Source organism: Microbacterium sp. W4I4 (genome assembly GCF_030816235.1).
Taxonomy (GTDB): Bacteria; Actinomycetota; Actinomycetes; order Actinomycetales; family Microbacteriaceae; genus Microbacterium.
On sequence record NZ_JAUSXT010000001.1, the window covers coordinates 2,645,759 to 2,672,313 of the forward strand.

Consider the following 26,555-nt stretch of genomic DNA (forward strand, 5'->3'; position numbering starts at 1 on the left):
CTTGAGAGGAAACCATGTCGAGCATCGACACCCCCGCCGAGGACGCCCATGTCGACGATCAGTACGAGGGCGCGACGCCATCGCGTCGGCTCGAGATCGTCTTCGCGTTCGTCGCGATCGCCTTCACCGCCTGCTTCCTCGTGCTCGCCACGCAGATCCCGTTGCGTCGCGAGGCGGCTCCCGGACAGATGGATGCCAGGTTTTGGCCCACCATGCTCGGGGTCGCGGCGGTCACGCTGTCGATCCTGCTGCTCGTCATCGCGATCACACGCCCGGCGCCGACCCGCGAGGACGTCGAGCGCATCCAGCACCGCGGCGTGACGCGCATGGTCGTCACCCTCGCCATCACCTGCACGTTCATCGCGCTGTGGTCGCTCGGCGCCGTGGTGCTGTTCGGCTACCGCGTCGAAGTCTTCCCGATCGCGGCGGGCCTGCTGATGGCCTCGCTGATGCTCGTCTACGGGCACCGGCGCTGGCTCAGTCTGATCATCTACTCCGTCACGGTCACGGCGTTCGTCTACGTCGTGTTCGGCATGCTGCTGAGGATTCCGCTGTGAACGCATTCACCGAGGGCCTGAACGCCCTGCTCGACGTCTCCATCCTCCTCAACATGGGAGTCGGCCTCGTGCTCGGCTTCATGGTCGGCGCCTTCCCGGGCATCACCGCCACCATGGCCGTCGCGCTCGCCGCCGGCTTCACGATGACCCTGGAGCCCGTGCAGGGCCTCGCCGTCATGCTCACGATCTACGTCGCCGCCAACTTCGGCGACCGGGTCCCCTCCATCCTCATCAACACCCCGGGCACCCCGGCATCCATCGCCACCACCCTCGACGGCTACCCGATGGCCAAGCAGGGCAGGGCGGGCCTCGCGCTCACCGTCTCCGCGATCGTCTCGGCCGTCGGAATCCTCGCCTCGCTCGTGCTGTTCTCTGTCGCAGCCGTGCCGATCGCCAGCTTCGCCCGCGACTACTTCCGCTCTCCCGAGCTGTTCGCCCTGGTGATCTTCGGCATCGCGATCATGATCGGCATCTCGTCGAAGTCGATGATCAAGGGCATCCTCGCCGGCCTGTTCGGCCTCATGCTCGGCACGGTCGGCACCTACGCCGCGACCGCCGATCAGCGTTTCACGTTCGGCGCGCTGGAGCTCGTCGAGGGCGTCAACTTCATCGCCGTGATCATCGGACTCTTCGGCATCGCCGAGCTCTTCGACCAGCTGCTCACGCATCGCAGGAACAAGGTGCGTCCCATCTCGAGCCTCGGCCGCTGGTGGCCGACCTGGGGAGAGATGAAGCAGACCGGTCGAGCCACGGCGATCTCCGGATCGGTCGGGCTGGGAGTCGGTCTGATCCCCGCGGCCGGCGGCGACATCGCCGGCCTCATCGGCTGGGAGCAGGCGCGGCGCGCATCCAAGCACCCGGAGAAGTTCGGCAAGGGCGCGATCGAGGGTGTCGCAGCAGCCGACACCGCATCCAGCGCGACGCTCGGCGGATCGCTCACCACCACCATGGCGCTGGGCATCCCCGGCGATTCGGTGATGGCGGTCATGATCGGCTCGATGATCATCTGGGGCATCACGCCCGGGCCCACGCTGTTCACCAGCCGCCCCGACCTGGTCGTCTCGATCGTCGGCATCATGCTGATCGCCACGCTGCTGTCGCTGGCGCTGAGCCTGGTGCGCATGAAGGGCATGGTCAAGCTGCTCGACGTGCCGCAGCAGTACCTGTGGAGCGGCATCCTGATCTTCTGCATCATCGGCACGTACGCGACGTCGAACAGCCTGTCCACCGTCATCACCATGCTGATCTTCGGCGTGGTGGGCGTGCTGCTCAAGCGGATGCAGGTGCCGGCGGGACCCGTCGTGCTCGGGCTCCTGCTCGGCCCGCTCGCCGAGGAGAATCTCGCCCGTACGATGGCGATCCTGCCGACCAAGCCGTTCTTCGAGGTCGTCAGCCCCATCGCGATCGCCCTGCTCGTTCTCGCGGTGCTCTCCATCGCCCTGCCCGCCATCCGCGCTGCGCGCAAGCCGCGCGAGAAGCGCGCATCGCTGGAGGAGTCGGTGCTGCCGACCGCCAGCATCCGGCAGATCGAGGATGCGCGCGAAGAGCTTGCCCAGGACCCCGAACTGCTCACGTCGACCGTGCGCAATGTTGAGAAGAAGAAGGGCACGCGCCGTGCGCGCCGTGGCCAGAAGGAGAACGAGAAGTGACCCGTTACGACATCCTCACCGCGATTCCCACCGCCTTCGGGCGCGACGGATCGCTCGATCTGGAGGGGTCGCGCGCGATCTTCCGCTACGTCGGGAAGTCCGGCAACGAGGGCGCCTTCGTGCTCGGCACGACGGGTGAGTTCCCCGCCGTCGACGTCGAGGAGTTCACTGCTCTCGTCTCTGCCGCTCTCGAAGAGTTGAAGGACCGGATGCGCGTTGTCGTGCACGTCGGGCAGCCGAGCACGTTCCAGGCTGTGCGCCTGGTGGGCATCGCCCGCGGACTGGGAGCGCGCGAGTTCGCCGCTCTGACGCCGTACTACCTGCGCTCGTCGGACGACGCGATCTTCGAGTACTTCCGTCAGGTGTCGGATGCCGTCGGCGACGGCCGCCTGTACGTGTACATCTACCCGGCGCGCAGCGGCAACCCGGTCTCGTCTGAACTGCTGGTGCGGCTGGCTCAGCTGCCCAACGTCGTCGGTGCCAAGGTCAGCGAGCTGTCCCTGGATGAGATCGCCGCGTACCGGGCGGCTGTGCCCGCCGACTTCGAGCTGTACACCGGCGCGGACCGCGACCTCATCGCGGCGGGCGCCGCCGGCGCCCAGGGCGTCGTCTCCGGCGTCTCGTCCGTGACGCCCAAGCCGTTCCGCGCACTCGCGGATGCCGGGCGGTCGGGGGACGCGGATGCCATTGCGGTGGCCCAGGCCTCCGTCGACGAGGTCGTCTCGCTCATCGGCGGCGACATGGCTCGCATGAAGGAGGGGTACCGCGTGCTCGGAGTCGCGGACTCGTACTGCCGGATGGCGCTGGACGAGCCGACGGATGCCGAGCGCGAGGCGGTCGCGCGGGTGGTGGGGCAGTACGCCTGACGCGGAGTGTGCCCCGACGTTGCAATCGATTTCTCGAGGGGTAGTGTGAGCGTGTCCGCACAGGCGCAGGGGGAGAATTGGCAACGATCTACGACGTCGCGAAACTCGCAGGAGTATCGCCGGCGACGGTATCGCGCGTGTTCAACGGCACGAGCGTCTCGACCGCGAAGGTCACGGCGGTGCGTCATGCCGCCGAGCAGTTGAATTTCACGCCCAACCGCGCCGCCCGATCACTGCGCAGGCAGAGCTCGGAGGTGATCGCCCTGATCATCCCCGACATCGAGAATCCGTACTTCACCGAGATGGCCCGCGGGGTCGAGGACGTCGCCAGCGAGGCGGGGTACTCGGTGGTGCTGTGCAATTCCGACTCCCAGCTCGAGAAGGAGTCGACCTACCTGCGCATCGCGATCGCGGAGAACATGTCGGGGGTGATTCTGGCCGCGGCGTCCGATCGCACGAATCTCGACGAGATCCTCGCGACCGGACGCCCGGTCGTCGCAGTCGACCGCAGCACAGAACAGGAGATCGACGGCGTCGTGATGGCCAACAGGGATGCCGGGCGCATGGCCACGGAGCACCTGCTGGCCTCGCACCGGCGCATCGCCTACATCGGCGGGCCCGAGCACATCGAGACCTCTTCCGATCGCGCCGACGGCTGGCGGCTCGCCCACCGCAGCGCGGGAATCGAGGCGCCGCTGGACCTGCTGCGCTTCTCGTCGTTCCGCGTCGACGGCGGCCGGGATGCCATGGAGCAGCTGCTCGCCCTGCCCGAGCCGCCGGATGCCGTCGTGGCGGGCAACAACCTCATCGGCGTGGGAGCGATCCAGGTGCTCACGGAGCGTGGTCTGACCCCGCCGAAGGTCGGTGTCGCGGTGATCGGATCACTGCCGTTCACCACGCTGTCGCCGAGCGCGGTCACCGTGGTGCGTCTTCCCGCCCGGCACATGGGAGTCACGGCCGCGCAGATGCTGCTGGAGCGCATCCGCGGCGATCAGCAGCCCGCGCGCACCGTCGTGCTGCGCAACGAGGTGCAGGCAGCGTCGGCACCTGCCTGACGGCCGGTGCGGGGTGCAGGAAGTCTATGCACGGTGGTGTATGAAATCGATTTCGCGTACGCTGGACTGACCCACACCCAACGGAGAACACCATGAGCTACACCCTTCCCGCACCGGTCTCCCGGCCGCAGGCCGCCTCGAAGGCCGTCTACCTGATCACTTCGGGTGACCTGCGCGAGTCGGCGAACATCGCCGGCTGGCCAACTCAGGTCGCCCTCGAGGCCGGCGTCACCGGCGTGCTCGAGGGCCTCGGCTGGAGCCTCATCCGGCCCTTCGGCGTCGACCCCGCCACGGGGCACGGCTTCATCTCCAGCCAGCGCATGGGCATGGAGATCTTCAAGAGCATCCCCGTCGACGCTCCGCTGGTCGTCGCCATCGCCAACTGGCAGTACTCCCACCACGTGCTCGCGGGCCTGCGCACCCACCAGGGCCCCATCCTCACGGTCGCGAACTTCGCCGGAGACTGGCCCGGCCTTGTCGGCCTGCTGGGTCTGAACGCGGGCCTCACCAAGATGGGCAAGCCCTACGCCACCACCTGGTCGGTCGACTTCACCGACGAGTGGTTCACCGACGGCATCCGCGAATGGACCGAGACCGGCGCCATCGTGCACGACGCCTCGCACGTGCGCGACCTGCCCGAGCTGCCCGAGAGCGCCGAGAAGCAGCTGGGTCAGGCGCTCGCCGCCGAACTGCTCGCCGACAAGGCCATCATCGGCGTGTTCGACGAGGGCTGCATGGGCATGTACAACGCCATCTTCGACGACGAGCTGCTCAACACCATCGGCGTTTACAAGGAGCGCCTCTCGCAGTCGGCCCTGTACGCCGAGATGCTCGAGGTCGGCGAGGCCGAGGCCGACGCCGCCTACGACTGGCTGATCGAGCACGGCATGACCTTCGTCTACGGCGAGGATGCCGCCACCGAACTCACCCGCGAGCAGGTGCAGTGGCAGATGAAGATGTACATCGCCGCGATGCGCATCGCCGACGACTTCGGACTGGATGCCGTCGGCATCCAGTACCAGCAGGGTCTGAAGGATCTCGTGCCGGCATCCGACCTCGCCGAGGGCATCCTGAACTCCACCGAGCGCCCGCCGGTGACCAGCCGCGACGGCTCGCGCGTGCTGCACGAGGGACGCGCCTTCCCGCACTTCAACGAAGCCGACGAGGGCGTCGCGGTCGACGCGCTGATCACCGACCGCGTCTGGCGCGCGATGGGCCTCGTGCCCGACAACACCCTGCACGACGTGCGCTGGGGCGAGGAGTATGACGGCGACTTCGTCTGGGCGTACGAGATCTCCGGCTCCGTCCCCGCCTCGCACCTCGGCGGCTGGGACAAGGCCGAGGGCTGGCGTCAGGGTCACGTGTTCTTCCCGGCCGGAGGGGCGACGCTCAACGGCGTCTCCAAGCCCGGCGAGGTCGTGCTCTCGCGCGTCTTCATCGCCGACGGCATCCTGCAGGCGGACATCTTCCGGGCATCCGTCGTCGAACTCCCCGAAGAGGAGACGCAGCGCCGCAAGGCCGCCACGAACGAGGAGTGGCCGATCGCGCACGTCGTGCTGCACGGCCAGAGCCGCGACCAGTTCATGGCCCGGCACAAGGCAAACCACGCCCAGCTGGTCTACGCGCCCGACGCCGAGACCGCAGACAAGGCGCTGATCGCGAAGGCCGCCATGTTCGACGCCCTCGGCATCAAGGTCAATCTGGTGGGCGACGTCACGATCTGACGCGGTGAGGCTCAGGCCGGCGGCAGCTGCAGCACGTTCGACTCGCCGCCGGTCAGCTCAGGCGCGATGCGGATGCTGCGCGCCAGCGCGTCCAGTGCCGACTCGAGCGTGCCGAAGCGCTCCCGGTCGCTGCAGACCGCGGTCAGCGTGATGAGGTGCGAGCCCGTGTCCCAGGTGTAGGTCGCCGTCGCCGGGGACTCCGGGCGGGGCGGCATCGGCATGAGCAGCTTCTCGCCCACGCCGAGCGGCGTCGGGAAGTTCACGGTGTCGTCGTACTCGATCGGCATCATGGCGCGCGCCGTGCGCAGCTGCGAGGTCAGCTCCTGTGTGGTGGCCATCGCGACGACGAGCTCGGGCTCGGCCTTCCACGTCCACGCCAGTACCCGGCCGTCGGCTCTGCGCATCGCCAGCGGGATGGCCTGGCTCGCCAGCCAGCTGCCGAAGCGCGCACCGGGCAGAGATCCGGCGCCGGCGCCGGCCATCAGCATCCGGATCGCAGCCTTGCGATGGCGGCGACCCCGCAGGCCGAGCGAACCGGTGACGGGGATCCACAGGGCGGGATCGGCGGAGGAGACCAGGCGCATGACACCACGCTACGGGAGGTGGCGTGGGATGCGCTGAGAGCGGTCGGCCTCCGGGGCGAGTCCAGCCCGCTCGGGTAGAGTTGCCAGCGCCCAGCAGGGCCGGCGCACGATGCCGCGACCTCAGAGCTACAGATAGGCAGCATCCTTCCGTGACCTCCGGACGTCCCCTGAAGATCCTCATCGGCTGCGACACCTTCGCGCCGGACATCAACGGCGCAGCACGTTTCGCCGAGCGCCTGGCCGCCGGCCTCGTGCAGCGCGGTCATGAGGTGCACATCATCGCGCCGAACTCGGCCTACCGACGTTCCGCGACCCACACCGAGATCATCGAAGGCGAACCGCTGATCATGCACCGCCTGCCCGCGGTGCGCTGGCTGCCGCACGACTGGCTGCGTTTCGTCTGGCCCTGGCGCTCCAAGCACTACGCCCGCAAGGTTCTCGACGAGGTGCAGCCGGATGTCGTGCACATCCAGTCACACATCATCATCGGCCGTGGCCTCACCCGCATCGCACACGAGCGCGGCATCCCGATCATCGCGACCAACCACGTGATGCCGGAGAACATCCTCGACCACACCTCGATGCCGGACTTCATCAACCTCCCCGTGCTGAAGTGGGCCTGGGCCGACGCCAAGCGCACCTTCGACATGACCCGTGCGGTCACGACCCCCACGCGCAATGCCGCCGACTTCCTCGAGCACACGATCGACATCACGGGTGTCATCCCGGTGTCCTGCGGCATCGACCGCAGCCACTACACCCCGGTCATCGCACCCCGCGAGCAGAACCGCATCCTCTTCGTCGGACGCCTCACCGGAGAGAAGCAGGTCGACGTCGTGCTGCAGGCCATGGCCGAGCTCGATCCGGCGCTGGACGTGCACTTCGACATCGCGGGCGGCGGCGACCAGCGCAAGGCCCTCGAGGCGCTCAGCACGCAGCTCGGGATCGAGGATCGGGTGACCTTCCACGGCCGTGTGACCGACGAGGAGCTGCGCGAACTCTACTCGCGGGCATCCCTCTTCGCGATCGCGTCGATCGCCGAGCTCCAGTCGATCGTGACGATGGAGGCCATGGCATCCGCCCTGCCCGTCGTCGGAGCGAATGCCGTCGCCCTGCCGCACCTCGTGCACGACGGCGAGAACGGCTACCTGTTCGAGCCGGGTAACGTCTCCGACCTCGCTGACAAGCTGACGCGGGTGCTGACCGCGTCTCCGGCCGAGTACGCGCGGATGCAGCGCGCCTCGCTCGACGGGGTGGCCGTGCACGACATCAACCGCACCCTCGACACGTTCGAGGCGCTGTACCGGGACGAGCCGCTGCCGGAGTAGCGGCCCGCCTGGTCGCTCAGGCCGCGCGGCGCGGGTAGTCGGTGTAGCCCTCGCTGGTGCCGCCGTACGCCTTCGACAGGTCGGGCGCAGCCAGCTCTGCCCCCTCGGCCAGACGCTCGACGAGGTCGGGGTTGGCGATGAACAGCCGTGCGAACGAGACCAGGTCCGCTGAGCGGTCGTCGACCAGGCGGAGGCGGTCAGCGTGCGTGCTGATGTCGGGCGCCGAGGCGTTGAGGATCAGCACGCCGCTCCAGGCCTCGCGGATGCGCGGGGTCAGGTCGGGCGCGCCGGCGTCGACCAGGTGCAGGTAGGCCAGCCCGAGCTCGTCGAGCTCGTCCACCAGCAGCGGGTAGAGCGTGGCGTAGTCGTCTTCCGCGGTGTCGCCGAGCTTGTTGTTCGGGGAGATCCGGATGCCGGTGCGGCCGGCGCCGATGGCATCCGCAACCGCGCGGGTGACCTCGAGGGCGAAGCGGATGCGGTTCTGCGCGCTGCCTCCCCACTCATCGGTGCGCACATTGGCGTTGGTCGTGAAGAACTGGTGGAGCAGGTAGCCGTTGGCCGCGTGCACCTCGACCCCGTCGAAGCCCGCCGAGATCGCGTTCTTCGCCGCCGAGACGAAGTCGGCGATCGTGTCGCGGATGCCGTCCTCGGTCAAGGCGATCGGCGCGGCGTGCTCCTGCCTGCCGCTCGGCGTGAAGATCTCGCCCGCCGCCTGAACCGCCGACGGCGCGACCGGGGTCAGCTGCCCGTTGCCGGCGGCCTCGGCGTTGCTCGGGTGCGAGATGCGCCCGGTGTGCATGAGCTGCGCGACGATGGTGCCGCCGTTCGCATGCACGGCATCGGTCACCCTGCGCCACGACTCCACCTGCTCGGGGGAGTGCAGTCCGGGGGTGGCGGGATACCCCTGACCGACCGCGCTGGGCTGCGTGCCCTCGGTGATGATCAGGCCCGCGCCGGCGCGCTGGGCGTAATAGGTCGCCATATCGCCGGTCGCCTGAGTGGTGGATGCCCGGCTGCGGGTCATCGGCGCCATCACGATGCGGTTGCGCAGTCGCAGGCTGCCCGCGGTGATGGGCTCGAACGCCACGGAGGTGGCGGTGTCATGGGTCATGAGGAATCTCCTGTTCGGGCGGGCACCTCCCGTCCTGCTTGCTCGAACAAGCGTTTCCTCGTCGCTATTCCTTGTCTGAACAACTAAAGATCATCGGCCGACCCGAGGTGCGATTCCAGCTCGCTCAGGGCGTGCAGCAGCTCGGTCTGGCGCTGCGGCGAAGCCGCGCCGACGGTGAGCCGTTCCAGGGCCGCCCAGGCGGCGGCCACCCCGGGTCGCAGCGACAGGCTCGCCTCGGTGGCCTGCACGATCACGACCCTGCCGTCCAGAGGAGACGCGCTGCGCGTGACGAGTCCGGCCTTCTCCAGGCGCGCGATGCTGCGCGTCATGGTCGGGGCATCCGAGTCGAGCGTCTGCACCAGGTCCACCAGGCGCTGCGGGCCCGCGGCCCAGAGCGTCATCAGGACCAGCTCCTGCCCGGGGCGCAGACCCGTGTCACGCAGCAGCTGCGCGGCGACGCTCTTGTGCAGGCGGGCCAGCCGGAACACCGCCTGACTCAGAGGCGTGTCGGCGAATGGATCCTGCCCGCTCCGCAGCCGGTCCGCCATGTCAGATCACGGTGTAGATGAGGGTGACCAAGAAGGATGTCACCACGCCCAGAACCTCGACGCCGCCCACGCCGATGGCGATGCCGGCCAGCACCGGCTGTGCGCCGCGGCGGGCCGCGATGATGCCGAGGATCAGTGCGAGCGCGCCGAGTGCCAGTCCCAGGATGGATCGTCCGAACGAGACGATCTGATAGATGGCGTAGCCATCGCGCATGCTCGGGATCAGGAACGGATTCGCGAGCACGAAGAGCAGGCCGATGGCGGCGGCGATGACCGCGATGATGAACGCCGTCCGGCCGAGCGTGCTCGTCTCGGCCGGCGCTGAGCCGTACCCCGGGGTCGAGAATCCGGTTCCGAGAGGGTAGCCGGAAGGCTGCGCGGGTTGTCCGTATGCCGTCTGCCCGTAGGGGGTCGACGGCTGGTCGGGCTGCGGCGCGTACGGCGGCTGCTGAGGATCGCTCATGCGGATGAGCCTAGCGGCGCACCCGCCGTCGGTCCGGGACGGTCAGCCCCAGTGGCCCGGGCGGTCCAGCACGTGCGAGCGAGCCTCGACGGTGTCTGCCGAGACCTCGGCGGTGCAGAACAGCAGCGACATGGTCGGGTACCCGTGCGGGTTGTTGTCGCGGATGATTGCGCGGTCGTCGTCGGGGGAGAGTGTCGCACTCTCTGCGAGCAGGCCGATCCACCGCTCCGCCCAGCCCTCGTCATCCGGGCGGCTGCCGGCGAACAGCGGAAGCCAGGCGTCGATGCGGGCCGTGCTCGGATCGTCGAGGTCGGCGTGCGCGATCATGTGCACGCCGTCGGGCACGGGCGTCTCCCGCAGCGAGACGCCATCCCAGGACAGCACACGAGAGCCCTCCGGCGTCGCCTCGAGCAGGTTGAAGCCGTGCATGGGAAGGGTGGCTGCGGCGGGTGAGCGTCCGGATACGGACTCCAATGCCAGCGAGCCCCGTGAGAGCACTTCCGACTCGGGCAGGTCGAGCACGTCGGCGCGGTTCAGCAGCACTGCCAGGCGCCGGGCCTTCGGGTCGATCGCCAGCCAGGCGCCGCCCGCACGACGGTCGTGGATGCCGATCACGCCCGGATACTCCTCCGGCCACCACTCGCCCAGATCATCCCAGGGCCGCTGCGGGTCCTCGTCGCGCACGGCCAGCATCCGCGCCCCGGCATTCGTCACGTCGATCACCACGGTGCACATGATGCCGAGTCTATGGTCGGGCCGCGACGTCGGTCGCGCGGCTGGGTACAGATGCACGAGGCGGGAACGCCTGCACGACCGAGCGTGCGATTGGATCGCCCATCCGTTCCCGGATCGTGCAGGTGTTCCGGGGCGGATGCCGCAGAGGGCCCGCCGCCGCATCACCCTGGGGCACAATCGAGGTGTGAACATCGTCGTGGGAGTCACAGGCGGCATCGCCGCGTACAAGGCAGTGCACCTGGTGCGCCTGCTCATCAAGGCCGGGCACGAGGTCACGGTGATCCCCACCGAGGATGCCCTGCGCTTCGTCGGCCTGCCCACCTGGGAGGCGATCAGCCGCAAGCCGGTCACCACGAGCGTGCACGAGGATGTCGCGCAGGTACGCCACGTGGCCCTCGGCCAGGCTGCCGACCTCGTCATCATCGCGCCGGCCACCGCGAACACCATCGCGAAGATGACAGCCGGTCTCGCGGACGACCTGCTCGGCACGACGCTGCTCGCCACCACGGCACCGGTCGTGATCGCCCCCGCGATGCACACCGAGATGTGGCGGCATCCGGCCACCCGGGCGAACATCGCCACCCTCCGCGAGCGCGGTGTCACGATCCTCGGACCCGCGGAGGGCGAGCTGACCGGCGGCGACTCCGGACCGGGACGGATGCTGGAGCCCGAGGAGATCGTCGATGCGGCGCTCGCGCTGGTAGGCCGCGTTGAGGACGACGGCGACGACCGCGACCTCGACGGCCTTCAGGTCGCCGTCTCGGCCGGCGGCACCCGCGAACCGCTCGACCCGGTGCGCTTCCTCGGCAACCGCTCCAGCGGTCGGCAGGGCGTCGCACTCGCGCTCGCCGCGGCCGATCGCGGTGCGCAGGTCGTGCTGGTCGCGGCGAACATCGACGCCGGAGTGCTGGCGGATGCCGAGCAGCATCCGCTCATCCGCATCGAGCACGCCGGAACGGCAGCCGAACTCGGCGACGCGATGCGCGCGGCGGCAGAGGACGCCGCGGTGATCGTGATGGCCGCGGCCGTCGCAGACTACCGCCCGGCGGAGGTCGCCGACGGCAAGCTCACCAAGGAGTCCGGCGTGCTGGAGAGCATCGACCTGGTGCAGAACGAGGACATCGTGGCGTCGCTGGCCGCCCGGCGACATCCTGGTCAGGTCGTCGTGGCCTTCGCGGCCGAGACGCCGCAGGATGCCGAGGAGATGCTCGCCCGCGCGCGACGCAAGCGCGAGCGCAAGGGCGTCGACCTGCTCGTGGTCAACGAGGTCGGCTGGGATCGCGGCTTCGAGACCGCCGACAACACCGTGCAGGTCATCGGCGACGGCGGCGCGGTGCTGGCCCGGTCATCCGGGACGAAGCGCGCCGTCGCCGACGACATCTGGGACGTGATCGCCGCGAACCTCGGGTGACGCCCTCAGCGCCATTCTGATAAAGTTGAGTCAATACAACTCAACTTTGAAGGAGTCTCCTCAGGAGGGAACAGATGAGCAATCCCGCCCAGAACGACGAGCAGCAGAGCGCCCTCGAGCAGTTCGGCATCAACCTCACCGATCGCGCCCGCCAGGGCAAGCTCGATCCGGTGATCGGCCGTGACAGCGAGATCCGACGCGTGAGCCAGGTGCTCACCCGCCGCACCAAGAACAACCCGGTGCTCATCGGCGAGCCCGGCGTCGGAAAGACCGCCGTGGTCGAGGGCCTCGCGCAGCGCATCGTCGCGGGAGACGTCGCCGAATCGCTCAAGGACAAGGAGCTCATCACCCTCGACATCTCCGCCCTCGTCGCCGGTGCCATGTACCGCGGCCAGTTCGAGGAGCGCCTGAAGAGCGTGCTCAAGGAGATCACCGAGTCCGACGGCAAGGTCATCACCTTCATCGACGAGCTGCACGTGCTGATGGGTGCGGGTGGCGGCGAGGGGTCGGTCGCGGCATCCAACATGCTCAAGCCGATGCTCGCCCGTGGCGAGCTGCGCATGATCGGCGCGACCACGCTCAACGAGTACCGCGAGTTCATCGAGAAGGACGCCGCGCTCGAGCGCCGCTTCCAGCAGGTGTACGTCGGCGAGCCCACCGTGGAGGACACCATCGCCATCCTCCGTGGGCTCAAGGGCCGCTACGAGGCGCACCATGGGGTCACGATCTCGGACAGCGCGCTGGTGGCATCCGCCGCCCTCTCCAACCGCTACCTGCCCAGCCGTCAGCTGCCCGACAAGGCGATCGACCTGATCGACGAGGCCATGTCGCGCCTGAAGATGGAGATCGACTCCTCGCCCGTCGAGATCGACGAGCTCAAGCGTCAGGTCGACCGGATGAAGCTCGAGGAGCTCGCTCTCAAGCGCGAGAAGGACGCCGCCTCCAAGGAGCGGCTGTCCACCCTGCGCGAGCAGCTGGTCGAACTCGAGCGCGACCTCGCCGCGCTCGAGGAGCGCTGGGCGCGCGAGCGCCAGGGGCTGAACCGCGTCGGCGAGCTGAAGAAGAAGCTCGACGACGCCATCACCCAGCGCGACCTCGCCATGCGCGAAGCCGACTACACCAAGGCATCCAAGCTCGAGTACGAGACGATCAAGCGCCTGCAGGCCGAGATCGCCGAGGCCGAGCAGGCCGAAGCCGCCGTCTCCAGCGAAGGACGGATGGTGAACGAGCAGGTCACCGACGAGGACATCGCCGCCGTGATCGCCGCGTGGACGGGCATCCCCGTCGGGCGTCTGCTGCAGGGCGAGAGCGAGAAGCTGCTGCACCTCGAGAGCGAGCTCGGCAAGCGGCTGATCGGTCAGAAGGAGGCCGTCAAGGCCGTGTCGGATGCCGTCCGCCGTTCCCGCGCGGGCATCAGCGACCCCGGCCGCCCCACCGGGTCGTTCCTGTTCCTCGGGCCCACCGGTGTCGGCAAGACCGAGCTCGCCAAGGCGCTCGCCGAGTTCCTCTTCGACGACGAGCACGCCATGGTGCGCATCGACATGTCGGAGTACGGCGAGAAGCACACCGTCTCGCGGCTGGTCGGAGCCCCTCCGGGATACATCGGCTACGAGCAGGGCGGCCAGCTGACCGAGGCCGTGCGCCGGCGCCCCTACAGCGTGGTGCTGCTCGACGAGGTCGAGAAGGCGCATCCCGAGGTCTTCGACGTGCTGCTGCAGGTGCTCGACGACGGCCGCCTGACCGACGGCCAGGGCCGCACGGTCGACTTCTCGAACGTCATCCTGATCCTCACCTCGAACATCGGCTCGCCGATCCTCATCGACCCGGTGATGTCGACGGATGACAAGCGGGATGCCGTGATGACCCTCGTGCGCCAGGCGTTCCGCCCGGAGTTCCTGAACCGGCTCGACGACATCGTGATGTTCTCGGCGCTGAGTCAGGACGACCTCGCGCAGATCGTGGAGCTCTCGGTCGACCAGCTGCAGCGGCGTCTGCACGATCGTCGGCTCACGCTGGCCGTCACTCCGGATGCGCGGTCGTGGCTCGCCGAACGCGGCTACGACCCGATGTTCGGTGCGCGCCCGCTGCGGCGCCTCATCCAGACCGAGATCCAGAACCGCCTCGCCACCGCGCTGCTCTCCGGCGGCGTCCGCGACGGCGACACGGTGCGGGTGGACATCGCGGCCGACGGCTCGGGACTGGTGCTCACCGGCGCGAGCTGACCCGAGTCCGCCGATCACGAATGTCGGCGCAGACGACGGATGTCGGCACGAAATGCGCTTTCTGAGCTGACATCTGGATTGTGCGCCGACATGTGTCGGGGAGTGGCTCGGCCAGGGGTGTTGCGGCCGATGACCTGACCCGTCTTCCCGCATTGACCTATACGGGAATACGGGTCGCGGGTAGAGTGATTGCATGAAGACCACGATCGACCTGCCGGACGACCTCGCGGCCGAGGCCAAAGCCGCTGCCGCCGAGAGGCGCACGACCCTGCGCGAGATGATGATCACGGGGCTGCGGGCTGAGCTCGACCGCCGCGAGAGCCTCGGACCAGTGGACTTCTGCTTCCCGACCGTGAACGGCAACGGGCTGGCCGTCGAGCTCGATCCTGCTCAGGTGATCACCCGGTCCTACGGTCTGCCCGACGCATGATCGCCGTCGACACGAACATCCTCGTCTACGCGCATCGAGAGGACAGCCCGCACCACGCTGTCGCGGCGCGCGCACTGCGAGGATTGGCGGAGGGCTCGGCGTCGTGGGCCATCCCCTGGCCGTGCGTGCACGAGTTCCTGGCTGTCGTGACGCATCCGCGGATCTATCTGCCGCCGACGCCGATGGACGTCGCCCTGGCTGCGGTGCGCACGCTTGCCGAGCTGCCCGGCCTGCGACTGCTGCACGAGTCCGCCGGACACGCTGAGGAACTGCGGCGGCTGCTGGAACGCGGTGACGTCGTCGGCCCGCGCGTACACGATGCGCGTATCGCGGCGATCTGCCTGTCTCACGGTGTCACGGAGCTGTGGTCGGCGGACCGCGACTTCTCGTGGTTCCCGCAGCTGCGCACGGTCAATCCGCTGGTGCGCTGAGGATGGCGAGCGGCCTCAGGAGTGCGAGGTCGCCCAGTCCGCCGGCCCGGTGGATCCGGCGACGTACTCGTCCATCGGCACGTCGCCGCGCGCCCACGCGTCGCGGACCGGCTGGATGATGCGCCAGCACTGCTCGGCCTCGTCTGCGCGCACCGACAGGGCGACATCGCCGTCGAGCAGCTCGTCCAGGACCTCCTCGTAGGAGCGCTGCTGGCCTTCGCCGAGATCGGCCATCAGGTCCTCGTGGCGCAGGGCGAAGGGATCATCGCCGCCGGTGACGTGCAGACGCAGGTGCATCTCGTCGGGACCGAGCGAGAACGTGAGCCTGCCGCCGTCGGCGGGCACGCCGTCCAGTCCCGGCGGCACGTGCCGCACCGGCTTGAACGTCACCACGATCTCCGAGTGCTTGCGGTCGAGGGCCTTGCCCGAGCGCAGCACGAAGGGCACCCCCGCCCAGCGATCGCTCGCGACCTCGAAGGTCACCTGCGCGAGCGTCTCGGTGGCGCGCTCATCATCCACGCCCTCCTCATCTCGGTAAGACGGCAGATCGCGGTCGCCGATCCGGCCAGCGGTGTACTGCGCACGGCGGGAGGCAGTCGCCGGGTCGTCGCCCATCACGTGGGTCGCCCGCAGCACCGCCGCCTTCGCATCGCGCAGGTCGCGCTCGCCGAGAGTCGTCGGCGGATCCATCGCGACAAGGGCGAGCACCTGCAGCAGGTGGCTCTGGATCATGTCGATCATCGCGCCGGCCTTGTCGTAGTACCGGGCGCGTCCCTCGAGCGCGACGCTCTCGTCGAACCGGATCAGCACCTGCTGGATGTGCTCGGCCGACCACACCGGCTCCCAGATGCGGTTCGCCAGGCGCACGCCCAGCAGGTTCAGCAGTGTCGAACGACCCAGGAAGTGATCCACGCGGAAGATCTGCTCCTCGGGCACCAGCGCCAGCAGCTTGCCGTTCAGCTCGCGGGCGCTTGCTTCGTCCTCCCCGAACGGCTTCTCCATCGCCAGCACGGTGCCCTCGGGCAGCTTCAGGCCCTCCATCGCGTCGATGGCCGCGGCGGTCACGGCGGGGGGCAGTGCGAAGTACAGCACCGTCGACGGGGCGAGCCCCTCGACGAGGGATGCCACAGCGGCGGCATCGGTCACATCCGCCCGGAGGTAGTCGGTGACGTTCACATGCGCGAGCGCATCGGGATAGTCCGCGAAGGCCTTCTCGACCGCGGATCGCCAGGTATCGGCATCCCAGTCCTCGGTGCCGGAGCCGCGCAGCGCGACCCGCCGTCTCGGCTCCTTGCCGAGCAGCGCGGCCAGCGAGGGCAGCAGCAGCCGTGAGGTCAGATCGCCAGAGGCGCCGAGAATGAGAAGCGTTGTCTCCTGAGCCATGCCTTCACGATATGCCCTCGTCGTGCGGAAGCGGAGGGTCGCTCGACGGCCGGCCGCACCGGTGGAAGACTGCGGACTGTGGCTATGCGGATCGAGGACTACGCGCTGTTGAGCAACTGCCGGACGGCGGCGCTCGTGTCACGTGAAGGCAGCATCGACTGGCTCTGCCTGCCGCGGCTCGACTCCGCGAGCACGTTCGGCGCACTGCTGGGCGACGAATCGCACGGGAGGTGGGCGCTGCGCCCTGCGGATGCCACGGTCACCCGCAGCTACGACCGCGACACGTTCGTGCTGATCACCCGCTGGCAGAGCGCGGATGCCGTGGCCGAGGTGCACGATCTCATGCCGATCGACCCGGACCCGAGTGTCGACATCCGCCGTACCGACCTCATCCGGCGGATCATCGGCGTCGAAGGCACCATGCGGTTCGAGCAGCGACTCAGCATCCGCTTCGATTACGCGCGGGCGATGCCGTGGGTGCGCCAGACCGGCACCGCCCACCATCCGCGACTGGTGGCCATGGCAGGACCGGATGCCGTCGCGCTGCGCGGTGCCGCGCTGAAGCCGGTCGACCACGAGCACCACGGCGATCTCACCGTCGCCGCCGGCGAGGTGCGCGACCTGCAGCTGACCTGGTTCCCCTCCCACGTGGACGTGCCCGAGCCTCTCGACGTCGATCACGAGATCGACCGCACGAAGAACTGGTGGCAGGGCTGGGCCGACCGAATCGAGCATCACGGCAGGCATCACGGCGACGTCGTCCGGTCGCTGCTGATCCTGCGCGCCCTCACCAACCACGAGACCGGCGGCATCGCGGCGGCGGCGACCATGTCGCTGCCCGAGGACTTCGGCGGTGAGCGCAACTGGGACTATCGCTACGTCTGGCTGCGGGATGCCGCGCTCACCCTGGAGGCGCTGCTCGACCACGGCTTCCTCGCCCTCGCCGACCGCTGGCGGGAATGGCTGCTGCGCGCGGTCGCCGGAGACCCGGCCGACCTGCAGATCATGTACGGCCTGGCAGGGGAGCGCGACCTCGTGGAGCGCGAGATGCACTCGCTGCCCGGCTTCGCGGCATCCGCTCCCGTGCGCATCGGCAACGGCGCCGCGTCGCAGTATCAGGCCGACGTCGTCGGCGAGGTGCTGGTGACGCTGTCGGCCGCGCGCTCCGCGGGCCTCGAGGAATCGAAGTTCTCCTGGCCGCTGGAGCGTCAGCTGCTGAAGTTCACCGCCGAGCAGATCGATCGGCCCGACCAGGGCCTGTGGGAGATCCGCGGCGACCCGCACCAGTTCACGCATTCTCGGGTGATGATGTGGGCGGCGTTCGATCGCGGCGTGCGGGCGGTGGAGGACTTCGGCCTGGACGGGCCGGCGCAGAAGTGGCGTCAGCTGCGGGACCGGATGTGCGAGGAGATCGATCAGCACGGTGTGACCGACGGGTATTTCACGCAGTACTACGGCACGACCGAGGTGGACGCGTCATTGCTGCTGCTGCCGCAGGTGGGCTACTGCACGCCGGATGACCCGCGGATGCTGGCGACGGTCGAGCGCATCGAGCAGACGCTCATGCGTGACGGCCTGCTGCACCGGTATCGCACCGGCACGGGGGTCGACGGGCTGGCGGGCGACGAGAGCCCGTTCCTGGCGTGCTCGTTCTGGCTCGTCGAGCAGTACGCGGCCACCGGCCGCGAGGACGAGGCGGGTGAGCTCATGCACCGCCTGTGCGCGCTGACGAACGATGTCGGGATGCTGTCGGAGGAGTACGATCCGGTGAACGAGCGCCAGGTCGGCAACACCCCGCAGGCGTTCTCGCACCTCGCGCTCGTCAGAGCGGCCGATGCCCTGTCGAGGACAGGCCACCGGCCGCGGTAGGCGATCTCGCCGATCAGGCGCTCAGCACCACGGTCTCGTGGATCGGGCGGCGCACGCGCGGGGCGACCTCACGCTGCTTCAGCGCCTCGGGCAGTTCCGAGGCATCGCCCAGGTCGCCGAGCGCGATCACGGTCATCGGCAGGAAGCGCTCGTCCAGTCCGGCGATCGCGCGGATCTTCTCGGGCTCGAATCCGCTCATCTGGTGCACGACCAGGCCATCGTGGTGCGCCTGCACGGACAGGTGGGCGACGGCCTGACCGAGATCGTAGACGGCGTGCGAGATCGGGGTTCCGTCCGCGGTCGCGGTCTCGGCGACCGCGACGATGAGCACGGCGGCGTTGCCCGCCCAGGCCTGGTTGAAGCCCATCAGCGCCGCATGGATGCCCTCGTGCAGCTCAGTGCCGCGGCGAGCCACGATGAATCGCCAGGGCTGCGAGTTGTTGGCGCTCGGCGACCAGCGTGCGGCCTCGAGAGCCGAGGCCAGCTTGGACTCGTCGACCGCGTTCTCGGCATCGAACGCCCGCGGGCTCCAGCGATCGGCGAGCACGTCCAGGACGGGATGCTCGGTCTGGGCGGTGCGGTCGAGGACGGGCGTGCTCATAGGGTGCCTTTCGGACGATCATGGGTTCCTGCCAGACCCCATCGTCCAGATGCTCGAACTATCCTATGCGTCCGAATATTCCTGCCGCTTCGACAGGCTCAGCCCGACAGCTCAGCCGCGCAGAGCCTCGACGAGCTTCACCCGTGCGCCCATGCGCAGCAGCGAGTTCTCGTAGATCTTCGCCCCGATCAGGATCGCCCCGACGCAGCTCGCGAGCAGGATGACCAGCGACACGAGCGGCTCCCACCACTGCGCCTCGCCGACGAACAGCCGCACCGGCATCCCCACCGGCGCCGAGAACGGCACGTATGACAGAACCGTCATCACCACGGGGTTGTCGTTGAAGAAGATCACCAGGAAGTACGGCGCCATCACCAGCATCATCAGGGGCATCGTCGTCGAGCCGATGTCCTCCTGACGCGACACCATCGCCGCCGCGGCCGAGTACAGCGAGGCCAGCAGGATGAACCCGAACAGGAAGAACACGGCGAACCACAGCACCGGGGCGCCCAGGCCCGCGAGCACCTCGTTCTGGCCGGTGACGATCAGCCCGACCACGGCTATCGCCGCGAGCAGCAGGATCTGCGCCATCGCGAGGACGGTGTTGCCGAGCACCTTGCCGGCCAGCAGCACCCGGGTGGGGATCGCCGAGATGAGCAGCTCGACCACGCGGGTCTGCTTCTCCTCCACCACGCTCTGCGCGATCGTGGCGCCGAAGGTGGACGCGGCCATCAGGAACACGACCCCGAAGCCGATCGCGACCAGGTAGCGCAGCAGCGAGTTGGTCGTCGCCGGCTGCAGGATCTCGACCTGCGGCGATTGGGACAGACCCATCACCAGGCTGCTCGGTGCGTCCTTCTTGGCGAGGATCACGACGCCCGTCGGATCGTCGTCGGCGGGCAGCACGGCGGCCGTGACCTTCTCGTCGAGCACGAGCTTCTCGGCTTCGGCGCGATCGCCGACCTCGGTGACGGTCACGTTCGGCAGCGCCCTCACGACGGATGCCGTCTGCGAGGTCGCCGCGACCGCATCGGGGGTGGAGGTCTTGCTGGCGAAGCCGCCGATCAGCACCCCGGCGAGAGCCACCAGCAGCAGGATGCCGGTGGAGATCATGAACGCCTTGCTGCGCAGCTTGGAGCCGATCTCTCGCTCGGCGACGAGCCAGACGGCGGATGCGGTGCTCTGTGTGGGGATCACGCGATGACCTCCTTGAAGATCTGGGCGAGGGACGGATGCTGAGGGGCGAAGGATGTCACGGCTCCGCGCTGGAGCGCCTCGCGCAGCACACGCTGCGCGTTCGAGGGCTCATCGACGTCGAAGAGGGCCGAGCCGCCCTCGAAGTCGATCACGGTGATGCCGGGCTCATCGCGCAGCCAGCCGGTGTCGCCGGACGAGTCGAGTTGGTAGCGCAGCGTGGAGTGCTGGGCGCGCAGATCATCGCGGGAGCCGGATGCGCGGATCGTGCCACCGGCGATGATGATCAGGTCGTCGCAGAGCCGCTCGACGACGTCGAGCTGGTGGGAGGAGAACAGGATCGAAGCGCCCTGAGCGGCGCGTCGCTGCAGCACGTCGGCGACGACGTCGACGGCGAGCGGGTCCAGGCCCGAGAACGGCTCGTCGAGGATCAGCACCTCGGGATCGTGCACGAGGGCGGCGGCGATCTGCGCGCGCTGCTGGTTGCCGAGCGAGAGCGATTCGATGGTGTCGTGCAGGCGCTCGCCGAGTCCCAGCTCTTCGAGCAGCGCGGTGGCGCGCACTGTGGCGTCCGCCTTGCCGAACCCGTGCAGCCGCGCGAGGTACACGACCTGCTCCATTACCTTCATCTTCGGGTACAGGCCGCGCTCCTCAGGCATGTACCCGAAGCGCCGGCGGTCGGCCGAGGTGACGGCCGCATCGTCGAGGGTGACCGTGCCGGCATCGGCGGCGAGCACGCCGAGGATGATGCGCATGGTGGTGGTCTTGCCCGCGCCGTTGCCGCCGACGAAGCCCGTGAGACGTCCGGGGACGACCTCGAAGCGGATGTCGTCGAGCACCGTGCGCGCACCGTAGCTCTTGGTGATGCCGTCGAGATGCAGTCTGCCTGTCATGCCTCCCACGCTACGGAGACCGGGGGTGCACCGGCATCCCCCCTGCGGCGGACTGTGCCGTCTCCGCCGGGTGGCGGACGCGGGCCCCCCAGGCTTCAGCGCCGACCGAGGTGCGTGACGCCCCGGGCGATGAGCCCGGCGGCCAGCGCCCAGAAGGCCGCGCTGATCCCCAGGAGTGCGACGCCGGATGCCGCGACCAGGAAGGTGATCACCGCGGGCATCCGCTCGCCCGGATCATCGATGGCCTGCTGCACGGCCGAACCGAACGCGGCGAACAGCGCGAGCCCGGCGACAGCGGGGATGACCGCGGCCGGGGCGAGCAGCACGAGAGCCGCGAACACTGCCGACAGGCCGCCGAGGATGACATACGAGACGCCGGTCGAGACCCCCGCGATCCAGCGGCGTCGTGCGTCGGGCTCGGCATCCGGTGCGGCAGCGAGCGCGGCGCTGATGGCGGCGAGATTGATCGCGTGCCCACCGAACGGGGCCCCGAGAGCCGAGCCGACACCGGTGACGAGCATCGCCGGGCGCCAGGGCACCTCGTAGCCGAAACTGCGCATGACGGCGACGCCCGGCACGTTCTGCGAGGCCATCGTGACGATGAACAGCGGCAACGCGATGCCCACGGCTGATCCCAGCGTGAATGCGGGGGCGGTGAACTCGAGAGCGGGCACCAGCAGCGTCGGGTCGATGGCGGTGCCGGTGAGGGCGATCCCGACGATGACGACGACGCTCGCCGCGGCGAAGGCCGCCGGCACCGCCCACCGTGGCGCGAGACGCACGAACAGCAGCCAGATGGCCACGACGGGAACCACGCCCCACGGATTCTCGACCATGCCGGTGACCGGCGCCAGGCAGAGCGGGAGCAGCACTCCGGCGAGCATGGCCTGCGCGATCGAGGGCGGGATCGCGGATATCAACGTGCCCAGGGCGGGGATGAGCGCGGTGAGCAGGATCAGCACCGCGACGATGAGGAACGCGCCCACCGCGGCGGGCCAGCCGCCGTCGACCGTGCTCATCGCGGCGAGGAGCGCGGCGCCCGGGGTGGACCAGGCCGCGGTGATCGGCATCCGGTACCGCCAGGCGAGGATGACGCATGCCGCGCCCATCGTCAGGCTCAGCACGAGCAGGCCGCTCGCCGCCTGCGCCGGGCTCGCGCCGACCGCGTCCAGTCCCGTGAGCACCACGGCGAACGAGCTGGTGAAGCCGACCAGGGCCGTGACCACGCCGGCGGTGATCGGGCGGCTCAGCGTCGTGGCGGCGGGCATGAACCGACATTAGCGCGGGGCGGATCCGATCCGTCACACAGGGGAATAATATGCGCACGCATATATGTTGGGCTGATTGACCGTACCCCTCCACAGAAGGATTCATCCGTGACCCGCACCATCGGCTACATCGTCGGCAGCATCTCGAGCACGTCCATCAACCGTCGCCTCTCGCGCGTTCTCGCGAACCTGGCACCCGAGGGCACCGAGCTCGTCGAGATCGCGATCAAGGACCTCCCGTTCTACAGCGCCGACTACGACTCCGACATCCCGCAGGTCGCACGTGACTTCAAGCAGGCCATCGCCGACGTCGACGGCGTGATCATCATCACCCCCGAGTACAGCCGCTCGATCCCCGGCGTGCTGAAGAACGCGCTGGACTGGTCGACCCGTCCCTACGGCGAGATGTCCTTCTACGGCAAAGCCCACCGCCGTGATCGGCACATCGGGCAGCGGTGTCGCGACGGCCGCCGCTCAGCAGCACCTGCGTGCGATCCTCGGACACTTCAGCGCCGTCACCATGGGCCAGCCCGAGGGCTTCATCCAGGACCGCCCGGGCCTGTTCACCGAGGACGGCCAGGTCACGGATGACAGCACCGCCGGCTTCCTGGTGGGCTACCTCGAGGCGTTCAACGGCCTGATCTCGCGCGTGCAGCACTCCGCGGAGCTCGTCAACGCCTGACGCTCTTCCCTCTCGAATGCCCCGGAGCCTCTCGGCTTCGGGGCATTCGTGCGTCCGGGGGCGCCCCGCCCGGACATGTGTGCCACATGGCCGCTTCGCACGTACGGAATGCGACCATGTGCGCCACATGTCCGCTATGGAAGCGCGGCTCAGGTGAGCCCGTGACGGTGGGCGAGCACGATGGCCTGCACACGATCGCGGGCGCCGAGCTTCTGCAGCACGCGCGACACGTGCGTCTTCACCGTCGCCTCGCCGATGAACAGCGCCCGCGCGATCTCGGCGTTGCTGCGGGCATCCGTCATCAGGGTCAGCACCTCGCCCTCCCGCTCGGTGAGCGGCTCGGCGAGGACCCCCTCATCCCGCGGTGCGGCGGGAGCAGGAGCGGTGAGCGGGGCGGATGCCGCGAAGCGGGCCAGCACGCGGCGCGTGACCTCCGGAGCGAGGATGCCGTCGCCGGCGGCCAGCGCCCGCACGGCCGTGATCAGCTCCTCCGGGCCGGCGTTCTTCAGCAGGAAGCCGCCGGCGCCGGCATCCAGCGCCTGGAACAGGTACTCGTCCCGGTCGAACGTGGTGATGATCGCCACGGATGCGGTGATCTCGGCATCCGCGACGATGCGCCGGGTCGCCTCGATGCCGTCCATGTCGGGCATCTGCACGTCCATGGTGATGACGTCGGGCAGCAGTCGCGCGGCGAGTTCGACGCCCTCCGCGCCGGTCGCCGCCTCGCCGACCACCTCGATGTCGGGCTGGGTGCCGAGTATGGTGCGGAAACCCGCGCGCAGCATGGCGTGATCGTCGACGATCAGCACGCGGATCATCGGACCACCCGCTCGGCGTTCGATTCGAAACCGGTGCGGCCGAGCGGCATGCTCGCCCGCACGCGGAATCCGCCCTGCGGTCGGGGGAGCAGGTCGATCGACCCGCCGGATGCCAGGGCGCGCTCCCGCATGCCGAGCTGGCCGAGTCCGGGGCGCAGCGTGCCGACGGAGCGTCCGGTGTTGACGACCTCCAGCTCCACGGCATCCGTCGAGTACCGCACCCGCACGTCCGCGGTCGCGCCCATCCCGGCGTGCCGGCGGGCGTTCGTCAGCGCCTCCTGCGCGATCCGGTACAGGTTCACCCCGACCGTGCTCGACACCGGCAGCGGATCGCCGATCACGGTGTAGTCGGTGGGCAGTCCGGCATCCCGCGACGACTGCGCGAGGTCGGCGATGTCGTCGAGCCCGAACGTCGACGAGGGCTCATCGTCAGTGCCGACCGTGCCGTCGCCGGGAGCGCGCAGGGTCTCCAGCAGCTGGCGGAAGTCGCCGATCGCCTCGCGGGAGGCGTCTTCGATGCCGGCCAGCATCCGCTTCGCCTGCGCGGGATCCTGCTCGACCATCAGCCGGGCAGCCCCCGCCTGAACACCCATCACCGACACGTGATGCGCGACGACGTCGTGCAGTTCGCGGGCGATGCGCACCCGATCCAGCGCCACGGCCTGCGCGGCGGTCACCTCGCGCGCCTCCTCGAGCTCGCGGGTGCGCTCCTCCAATGCCAGGCGCTGCACCGCCGCATGCCAGGAGCGCTCGCCGAAGTAGTACGCGCCGCCGAAATACAGCCCGTTGACCAGTAGTTGGATCATCATGACCGCTACGTACGGCGAGAACAGCCCTGCGGCCATGTCGGCCTTGCCCGCCTCATCGATGGCGTCGCGGTACATCACGATGATCAGCCAGATGAACATGCCGAGGATGATGCCGACTCGCACGAGCATCGCCGCTCGGCGGTTCCGCATCCACGCCCCGATCGTGTACAGCGCGATGAACATCGAGATGTTCGACACGTACAACTCGGGCACGTGGAAGGTCACGCTGACGAAGTAGATGACCGAGATCAGGACGGCGACGGCGGCCGGCCAGCGCCGACGGGCGGCGAGGGGAGCCGTCACCCCGACGACGACGAGCAGCGCGGACCACATCGGCGCCTGCTCGTCGCCGTACATGCGGGCGACGGTCGACAGGCCAGCGCTGATGATCCCGCCGACGAGCATCACGGCCGCCAGCAGCAGATCCTGGCGCAGGTCGCGCGGAGTCGGCGCGCGCGTGAAGGTGGAGTCCGGCATCCTTCCACCGTAGGGCGGGGCGGATGCCGCAGCATCCCCCGCGAGGCGGATCGCGCTCCAGCCGGCCCGCGCGCCCGCCGCGCGCCGCGCCGCCGCGCCGCCGCGCGAGCCACCAAGAAGTCGTCGACCCACCAAGAGGTTTCACGCCGTCTGCTTGGTGGCTGGGCGATTGCCTGGTGGCTCAGCGGGCCCGGGCGGTGCGTGTGAGAATCGAGCGTGACCCTCCCGCGCCCTCGGCTTGCGCCGCTGTACCTCGCCGGCTTCACCACGGCCTTCGGGGCGCACGGCATCGCCGCAGCTCTGGGCGCGGAGACCGAGGACATCGGCTGGACGCTGCTGGCGTTCGGCTTCACCCTGGCGCTGTACGACCTCGCCGAGGTGCTGCTCAAGCCGTTGTTCGGCGCGCTCAGCGATCGGATCGGGGTGCGCCCGGTGATCGTCGCGGGGCTGCTGGCCTTCGCCGCGTTCTCGGTGCTCGGAGCGCTCGTGCCCGGCACGGTCGGGCTGATCGTCGCCCGTTTCGGGCAGGGCGCCTCGGCGGCGGCCTTCTCCCCGGCATCGTCGGCGGCCGTGGCCCGACTGACCGACGGCGCCTCGCGGGGGCGATACTTCGGGCGGTACGGGTCCTGGAAGAGCCTCGGCTACGCGCTGGGTCCGCTGATCGGCGCGGTGCTCGTGGTCTGGGCAGGGCTGCCCGCCCTGTTCTGGGCGCTCGCCGCGCTGGGGCTCGCCGCCGCTGCGTGGGTGCGGTTCGCGGTGCCCGCCGTGCCGGTGCTGCCCCGCAAGCGTGTGACGCTCATCGATCTGGCGCACGAGGTGACCGCACCCGGCTTTCTCGTGCCGACGCTCGTGCTGGCGGCGACCACCGGTGCACTCGCCGTGGCGGTCGGCTTCCTGCCGCTGCTCGCGCGTCAGGTCGGCATCGGCACCGTGGGCAGCATGGCGCTGGTCACCGTGCTGGCCGTGGTCGCCAGTGCGGTGCAGCCTCTGATCGGCGCCTGGCACGACCGCGGGCGGGTGTCGGTGCGGCTCGGTGCGATCGGCGGACTCGCCCTGATCGCCGGGGGCATCGCCCTGGCCGGCGTGGTCGCGGTCGTCGAGGACGGCCACGGGATGCTGCTGCTCGCCGCCCTCATCCTCACGGCGGTGCTCGTGGGTGCAGGCGTGGGCTCGGCGACGCCGGTCGCGTTCTCGCACCTGGCGGCGTCCACGCCGGAGGAGCGGATGGGGCGCACCATGGGCTCGGCGGAGCTCGGCCGCGAGCTGGGCGATGCCGGCGGGCCGCTCATCGCGGGGGCCGTGGGCACGGCATCCGTCCCTGGCGTGGGACTGATCGTCGTCGCCGTGCTGACCGCCGGCGCCGGTGCGCTGGCCCTGGTCGGCCTTCGCCGACCGGGCTGATCAGCAGATGCTGTTGACACCTGTGATCGCCGGGCGCAGGATCTCC

24 protein-coding genes and 1 pseudogene are annotated in these 26,555 nt (G+C 69.4%); 13 read left to right on the plus strand and 12 right to left on the minus strand.

The features are described 5' to 3' along the window. Positions 1-14: 14 nt before the first annotated feature. From QF046_RS12555 to QF046_RS12575, 5 genes are all read left to right on the plus strand, one after another. A complete protein-coding gene (locus QF046_RS12555) occupies positions 15-557 on the plus strand; it encodes a tripartite tricarboxylate transporter TctB family protein (RefSeq protein WP_307370281.1) in 543 nt (180 codons plus the stop codon). Further along, the gene (locus QF046_RS12560) at positions 554-2,206 is read left to right on the plus strand and encodes a tripartite tricarboxylate transporter permease (protein WP_307370284.1); all 1,653 of its coding nucleotides are present in this window, start codon (positions 554-556) and stop codon (positions 2,204-2,206) included. The genes QF046_RS12555 and QF046_RS12560 overlap by 4 nt, the downstream gene beginning before the upstream one ends. After that, on the plus strand, positions 2,203-3,072 hold the full coding sequence (locus QF046_RS12565) for a dihydrodipicolinate synthase family protein (protein ID WP_307370285.1): 870 nt from the start codon (positions 2,203-2,205) through the stop codon (positions 3,070-3,072). The genes QF046_RS12560 and QF046_RS12565 overlap by 4 nt, the downstream gene beginning before the upstream one ends. Before the next feature lie 77 nt (positions 3,073-3,149). Further along, positions 3,150-4,127, plus strand: coding sequence for a LacI family DNA-binding transcriptional regulator (locus QF046_RS12570; protein WP_307370286.1), 978 nt, complete (start codon positions 3,150-3,152; stop codon positions 4,125-4,127). A 92-nt stretch (positions 4,128-4,219) separates the two neighbouring features. Next, positions 4,220-5,851, plus strand: a complete 1,632-nt coding sequence (locus QF046_RS12575; RefSeq protein WP_307370288.1) for a fucose isomerase — start codon at positions 4,220-4,222, stop codon at positions 5,849-5,851. Positions 5,852-5,862: 11 nt separating this feature from the next. Here the strand turns inward: QF046_RS12575 and QF046_RS12580 are convergent, their stop codons facing one another. Beyond that, a complete protein-coding gene (locus QF046_RS12580; RefSeq protein ID WP_307370290.1) occupies positions 5,863-6,435 on the minus strand; it encodes a hypothetical protein in 573 nt (190 codons plus the stop codon). A gap of 149 nt (positions 6,436-6,584) precedes the next feature. Between QF046_RS12580 and QF046_RS12585 the strand changes: the two genes are divergently transcribed. Next, entirely contained in the window at positions 6,585-7,763 is a 1,179-nt protein-coding gene (locus QF046_RS12585) for a glycosyltransferase (RefSeq protein ID WP_307370292.1), read from the plus strand. 16 nt (positions 7,764-7,779) lie between these two features. On the opposite strand, the gene QF046_RS12590 is transcribed toward QF046_RS12585, so the two are convergent. From QF046_RS12590 to QF046_RS12605, 4 genes are all read right to left on the minus strand, one after another. Continuing rightward, a complete protein-coding gene (locus tag QF046_RS12590) occupies positions 7,780-8,874 on the minus strand; it encodes an alkene reductase (RefSeq protein WP_307370295.1) in 1,095 nt (364 codons plus the stop codon). 83 nt (positions 8,875-8,957) lie between these two features. Continuing rightward, positions 8,958-9,422, minus strand: coding sequence for a MarR family winged helix-turn-helix transcriptional regulator (locus QF046_RS12595; protein WP_307370297.1), 465 nt, complete (start codon positions 9,420-9,422; stop codon positions 8,958-8,960). A gap of 1 nt (position 9,423) precedes the next feature. Then, positions 9,424-9,885, minus strand: coding sequence for a hypothetical protein (locus tag QF046_RS12600; protein WP_307370299.1), 462 nt, complete (start codon positions 9,883-9,885; stop codon positions 9,424-9,426). 42 nt (positions 9,886-9,927) lie between these two features. Then, a complete protein-coding gene (locus QF046_RS12605) occupies positions 9,928-10,620 on the minus strand; it encodes an NRDE family protein (RefSeq protein WP_307370300.1) in 693 nt (230 codons plus the stop codon). A gap of 184 nt (positions 10,621-10,804) precedes the next feature. On the opposite strand from QF046_RS12605, the gene coaBC reads away from it, so the two are divergent. The 4 genes from coaBC to QF046_RS12625 all read left to right on the plus strand — a co-directional run bounded on the left by coaBC (position 10,805) and on the right by QF046_RS12625 (position 15,114). Beyond that, entirely contained in the window at positions 10,805-12,031 is a 1,227-nt protein-coding gene (gene coaBC / locus QF046_RS12610) for a bifunctional phosphopantothenoylcysteine decarboxylase/phosphopantothenate--cysteine ligase CoaBC (RefSeq protein ID WP_307370302.1), read from the plus strand. A 74-nt stretch (positions 12,032-12,105) separates the two neighbouring features. Beyond that, entirely contained in the window at positions 12,106-14,253 is a 2,148-nt protein-coding gene (locus QF046_RS12615; RefSeq protein WP_307370304.1) for an ATP-dependent Clp protease ATP-binding subunit, read from the plus strand. Positions 14,254-14,446: 193 nt separating this feature from the next. Then, positions 14,447-14,683: a hypothetical protein gene (locus tag QF046_RS12620; RefSeq protein WP_307370306.1), complete on the plus strand. Its 237-nt coding sequence runs from the start codon at positions 14,447-14,449 to the stop codon at positions 14,681-14,683. Continuing rightward, positions 14,680-15,114: a TA system VapC family ribonuclease toxin gene (locus QF046_RS12625; RefSeq protein ID WP_307370308.1), complete on the plus strand. Its 435-nt coding sequence runs from the start codon at positions 14,680-14,682 to the stop codon at positions 15,112-15,114. The genes QF046_RS12620 and QF046_RS12625 overlap by 4 nt, the downstream gene beginning before the upstream one ends. A 15-nt stretch (positions 15,115-15,129) precedes the next feature. Here the strand turns inward: QF046_RS12625 and QF046_RS12630 are convergent, their stop codons facing one another. Then, positions 15,130-16,497: a glucose-6-phosphate dehydrogenase gene (locus tag QF046_RS12630; RefSeq protein ID WP_307370310.1), complete on the minus strand. Its 1,368-nt coding sequence runs from the start codon at positions 16,495-16,497 to the stop codon at positions 15,130-15,132. An 84-nt stretch (positions 16,498-16,581) separates the two neighbouring features. Here QF046_RS12630 and QF046_RS12635 point away from each other — a divergent pair, with 84 nt between their 5' ends. Beyond that, a complete protein-coding gene (locus tag QF046_RS12635; RefSeq protein ID WP_307372833.1) occupies positions 16,582-18,366 on the plus strand; it encodes a glycoside hydrolase family 15 protein in 1,785 nt (594 codons plus the stop codon). 13 nt (positions 18,367-18,379) lie between these two features. On the opposite strand, the gene QF046_RS12640 is transcribed toward QF046_RS12635, so the two are convergent. The 4 genes from QF046_RS12640 to QF046_RS12655 all read right to left on the minus strand — a co-directional run bounded on the left by QF046_RS12640 (position 18,380) and on the right by QF046_RS12655 (position 22,322). Beyond that, complete coding sequence (locus tag QF046_RS12640; RefSeq protein ID WP_307370312.1) at positions 18,380-18,967, minus strand: nitroreductase family protein; 588 nt, start codon at positions 18,965-18,967, stop codon at positions 18,380-18,382. 111 nt (positions 18,968-19,078) lie between these two features. Beyond that, positions 19,079-20,164, minus strand: a complete 1,086-nt coding sequence (locus QF046_RS12645) for an ABC transporter permease (protein WP_307370314.1) — start codon at positions 20,162-20,164, stop codon at positions 19,079-19,081. Next, positions 20,161-21,054 (minus strand): ABC transporter ATP-binding protein, encoded by an 894-nt coding sequence (locus tag QF046_RS12650; RefSeq protein WP_307370317.1) that lies wholly within the window; start codon positions 21,052-21,054, stop codon positions 20,161-20,163. The genes QF046_RS12645 and QF046_RS12650 overlap by 4 nt, the downstream gene beginning before the upstream one ends. Positions 21,055-21,149: 95 nt before the next feature. Then, positions 21,150-22,322 carry a benzoate/H(+) symporter BenE family transporter gene (locus QF046_RS12655; RefSeq protein ID WP_307370319.1) on the minus strand — a complete coding sequence of 391 codons (1,173 nt, stop codon included), beginning with the start codon at positions 22,320-22,322 and terminating at the stop codon, positions 21,150-21,152. 108 nt (positions 22,323-22,430) lie between these two features. Here QF046_RS12655 and QF046_RS12660 point away from each other — a divergent pair. After that, positions 22,431-23,004: pseudogene (locus QF046_RS12660) on the plus strand (NADPH-dependent FMN reductase). 149 nt (positions 23,005-23,153) lie between these two features. On the opposite strand, the gene QF046_RS12665 reads toward QF046_RS12660, so the two are convergent. Together QF046_RS12665 and QF046_RS12670 are read right to left on the minus strand one after the other, a co-directional pair. Then, positions 23,154-23,822: a response regulator transcription factor gene (locus QF046_RS12665; RefSeq protein WP_307370322.1), complete on the minus strand. Its 669-nt coding sequence runs from the start codon at positions 23,820-23,822 to the stop codon at positions 23,154-23,156. Then, on the minus strand, positions 23,819-25,108 hold the full coding sequence (locus QF046_RS12670) for a sensor histidine kinase (protein ID WP_307370324.1): 1,290 nt from the start codon (positions 25,106-25,108) through the stop codon (positions 23,819-23,821). The genes QF046_RS12665 and QF046_RS12670 overlap by 4 nt, the downstream gene beginning before the upstream one ends. Positions 25,109-25,324: 216 nt before the next feature. Here QF046_RS12670 and QF046_RS12675 point away from each other — a divergent pair, with 216 nt between their 5' ends. Next, the gene (locus tag QF046_RS12675) at positions 25,325-26,509 is read left to right on the plus strand and encodes an MFS transporter (RefSeq protein ID WP_307370326.1); all 1,185 of its coding nucleotides are present in this window, start codon (positions 25,325-25,327) and stop codon (positions 26,507-26,509) included. Positions 26,510-26,555: the final 46 nt, after the last annotated feature.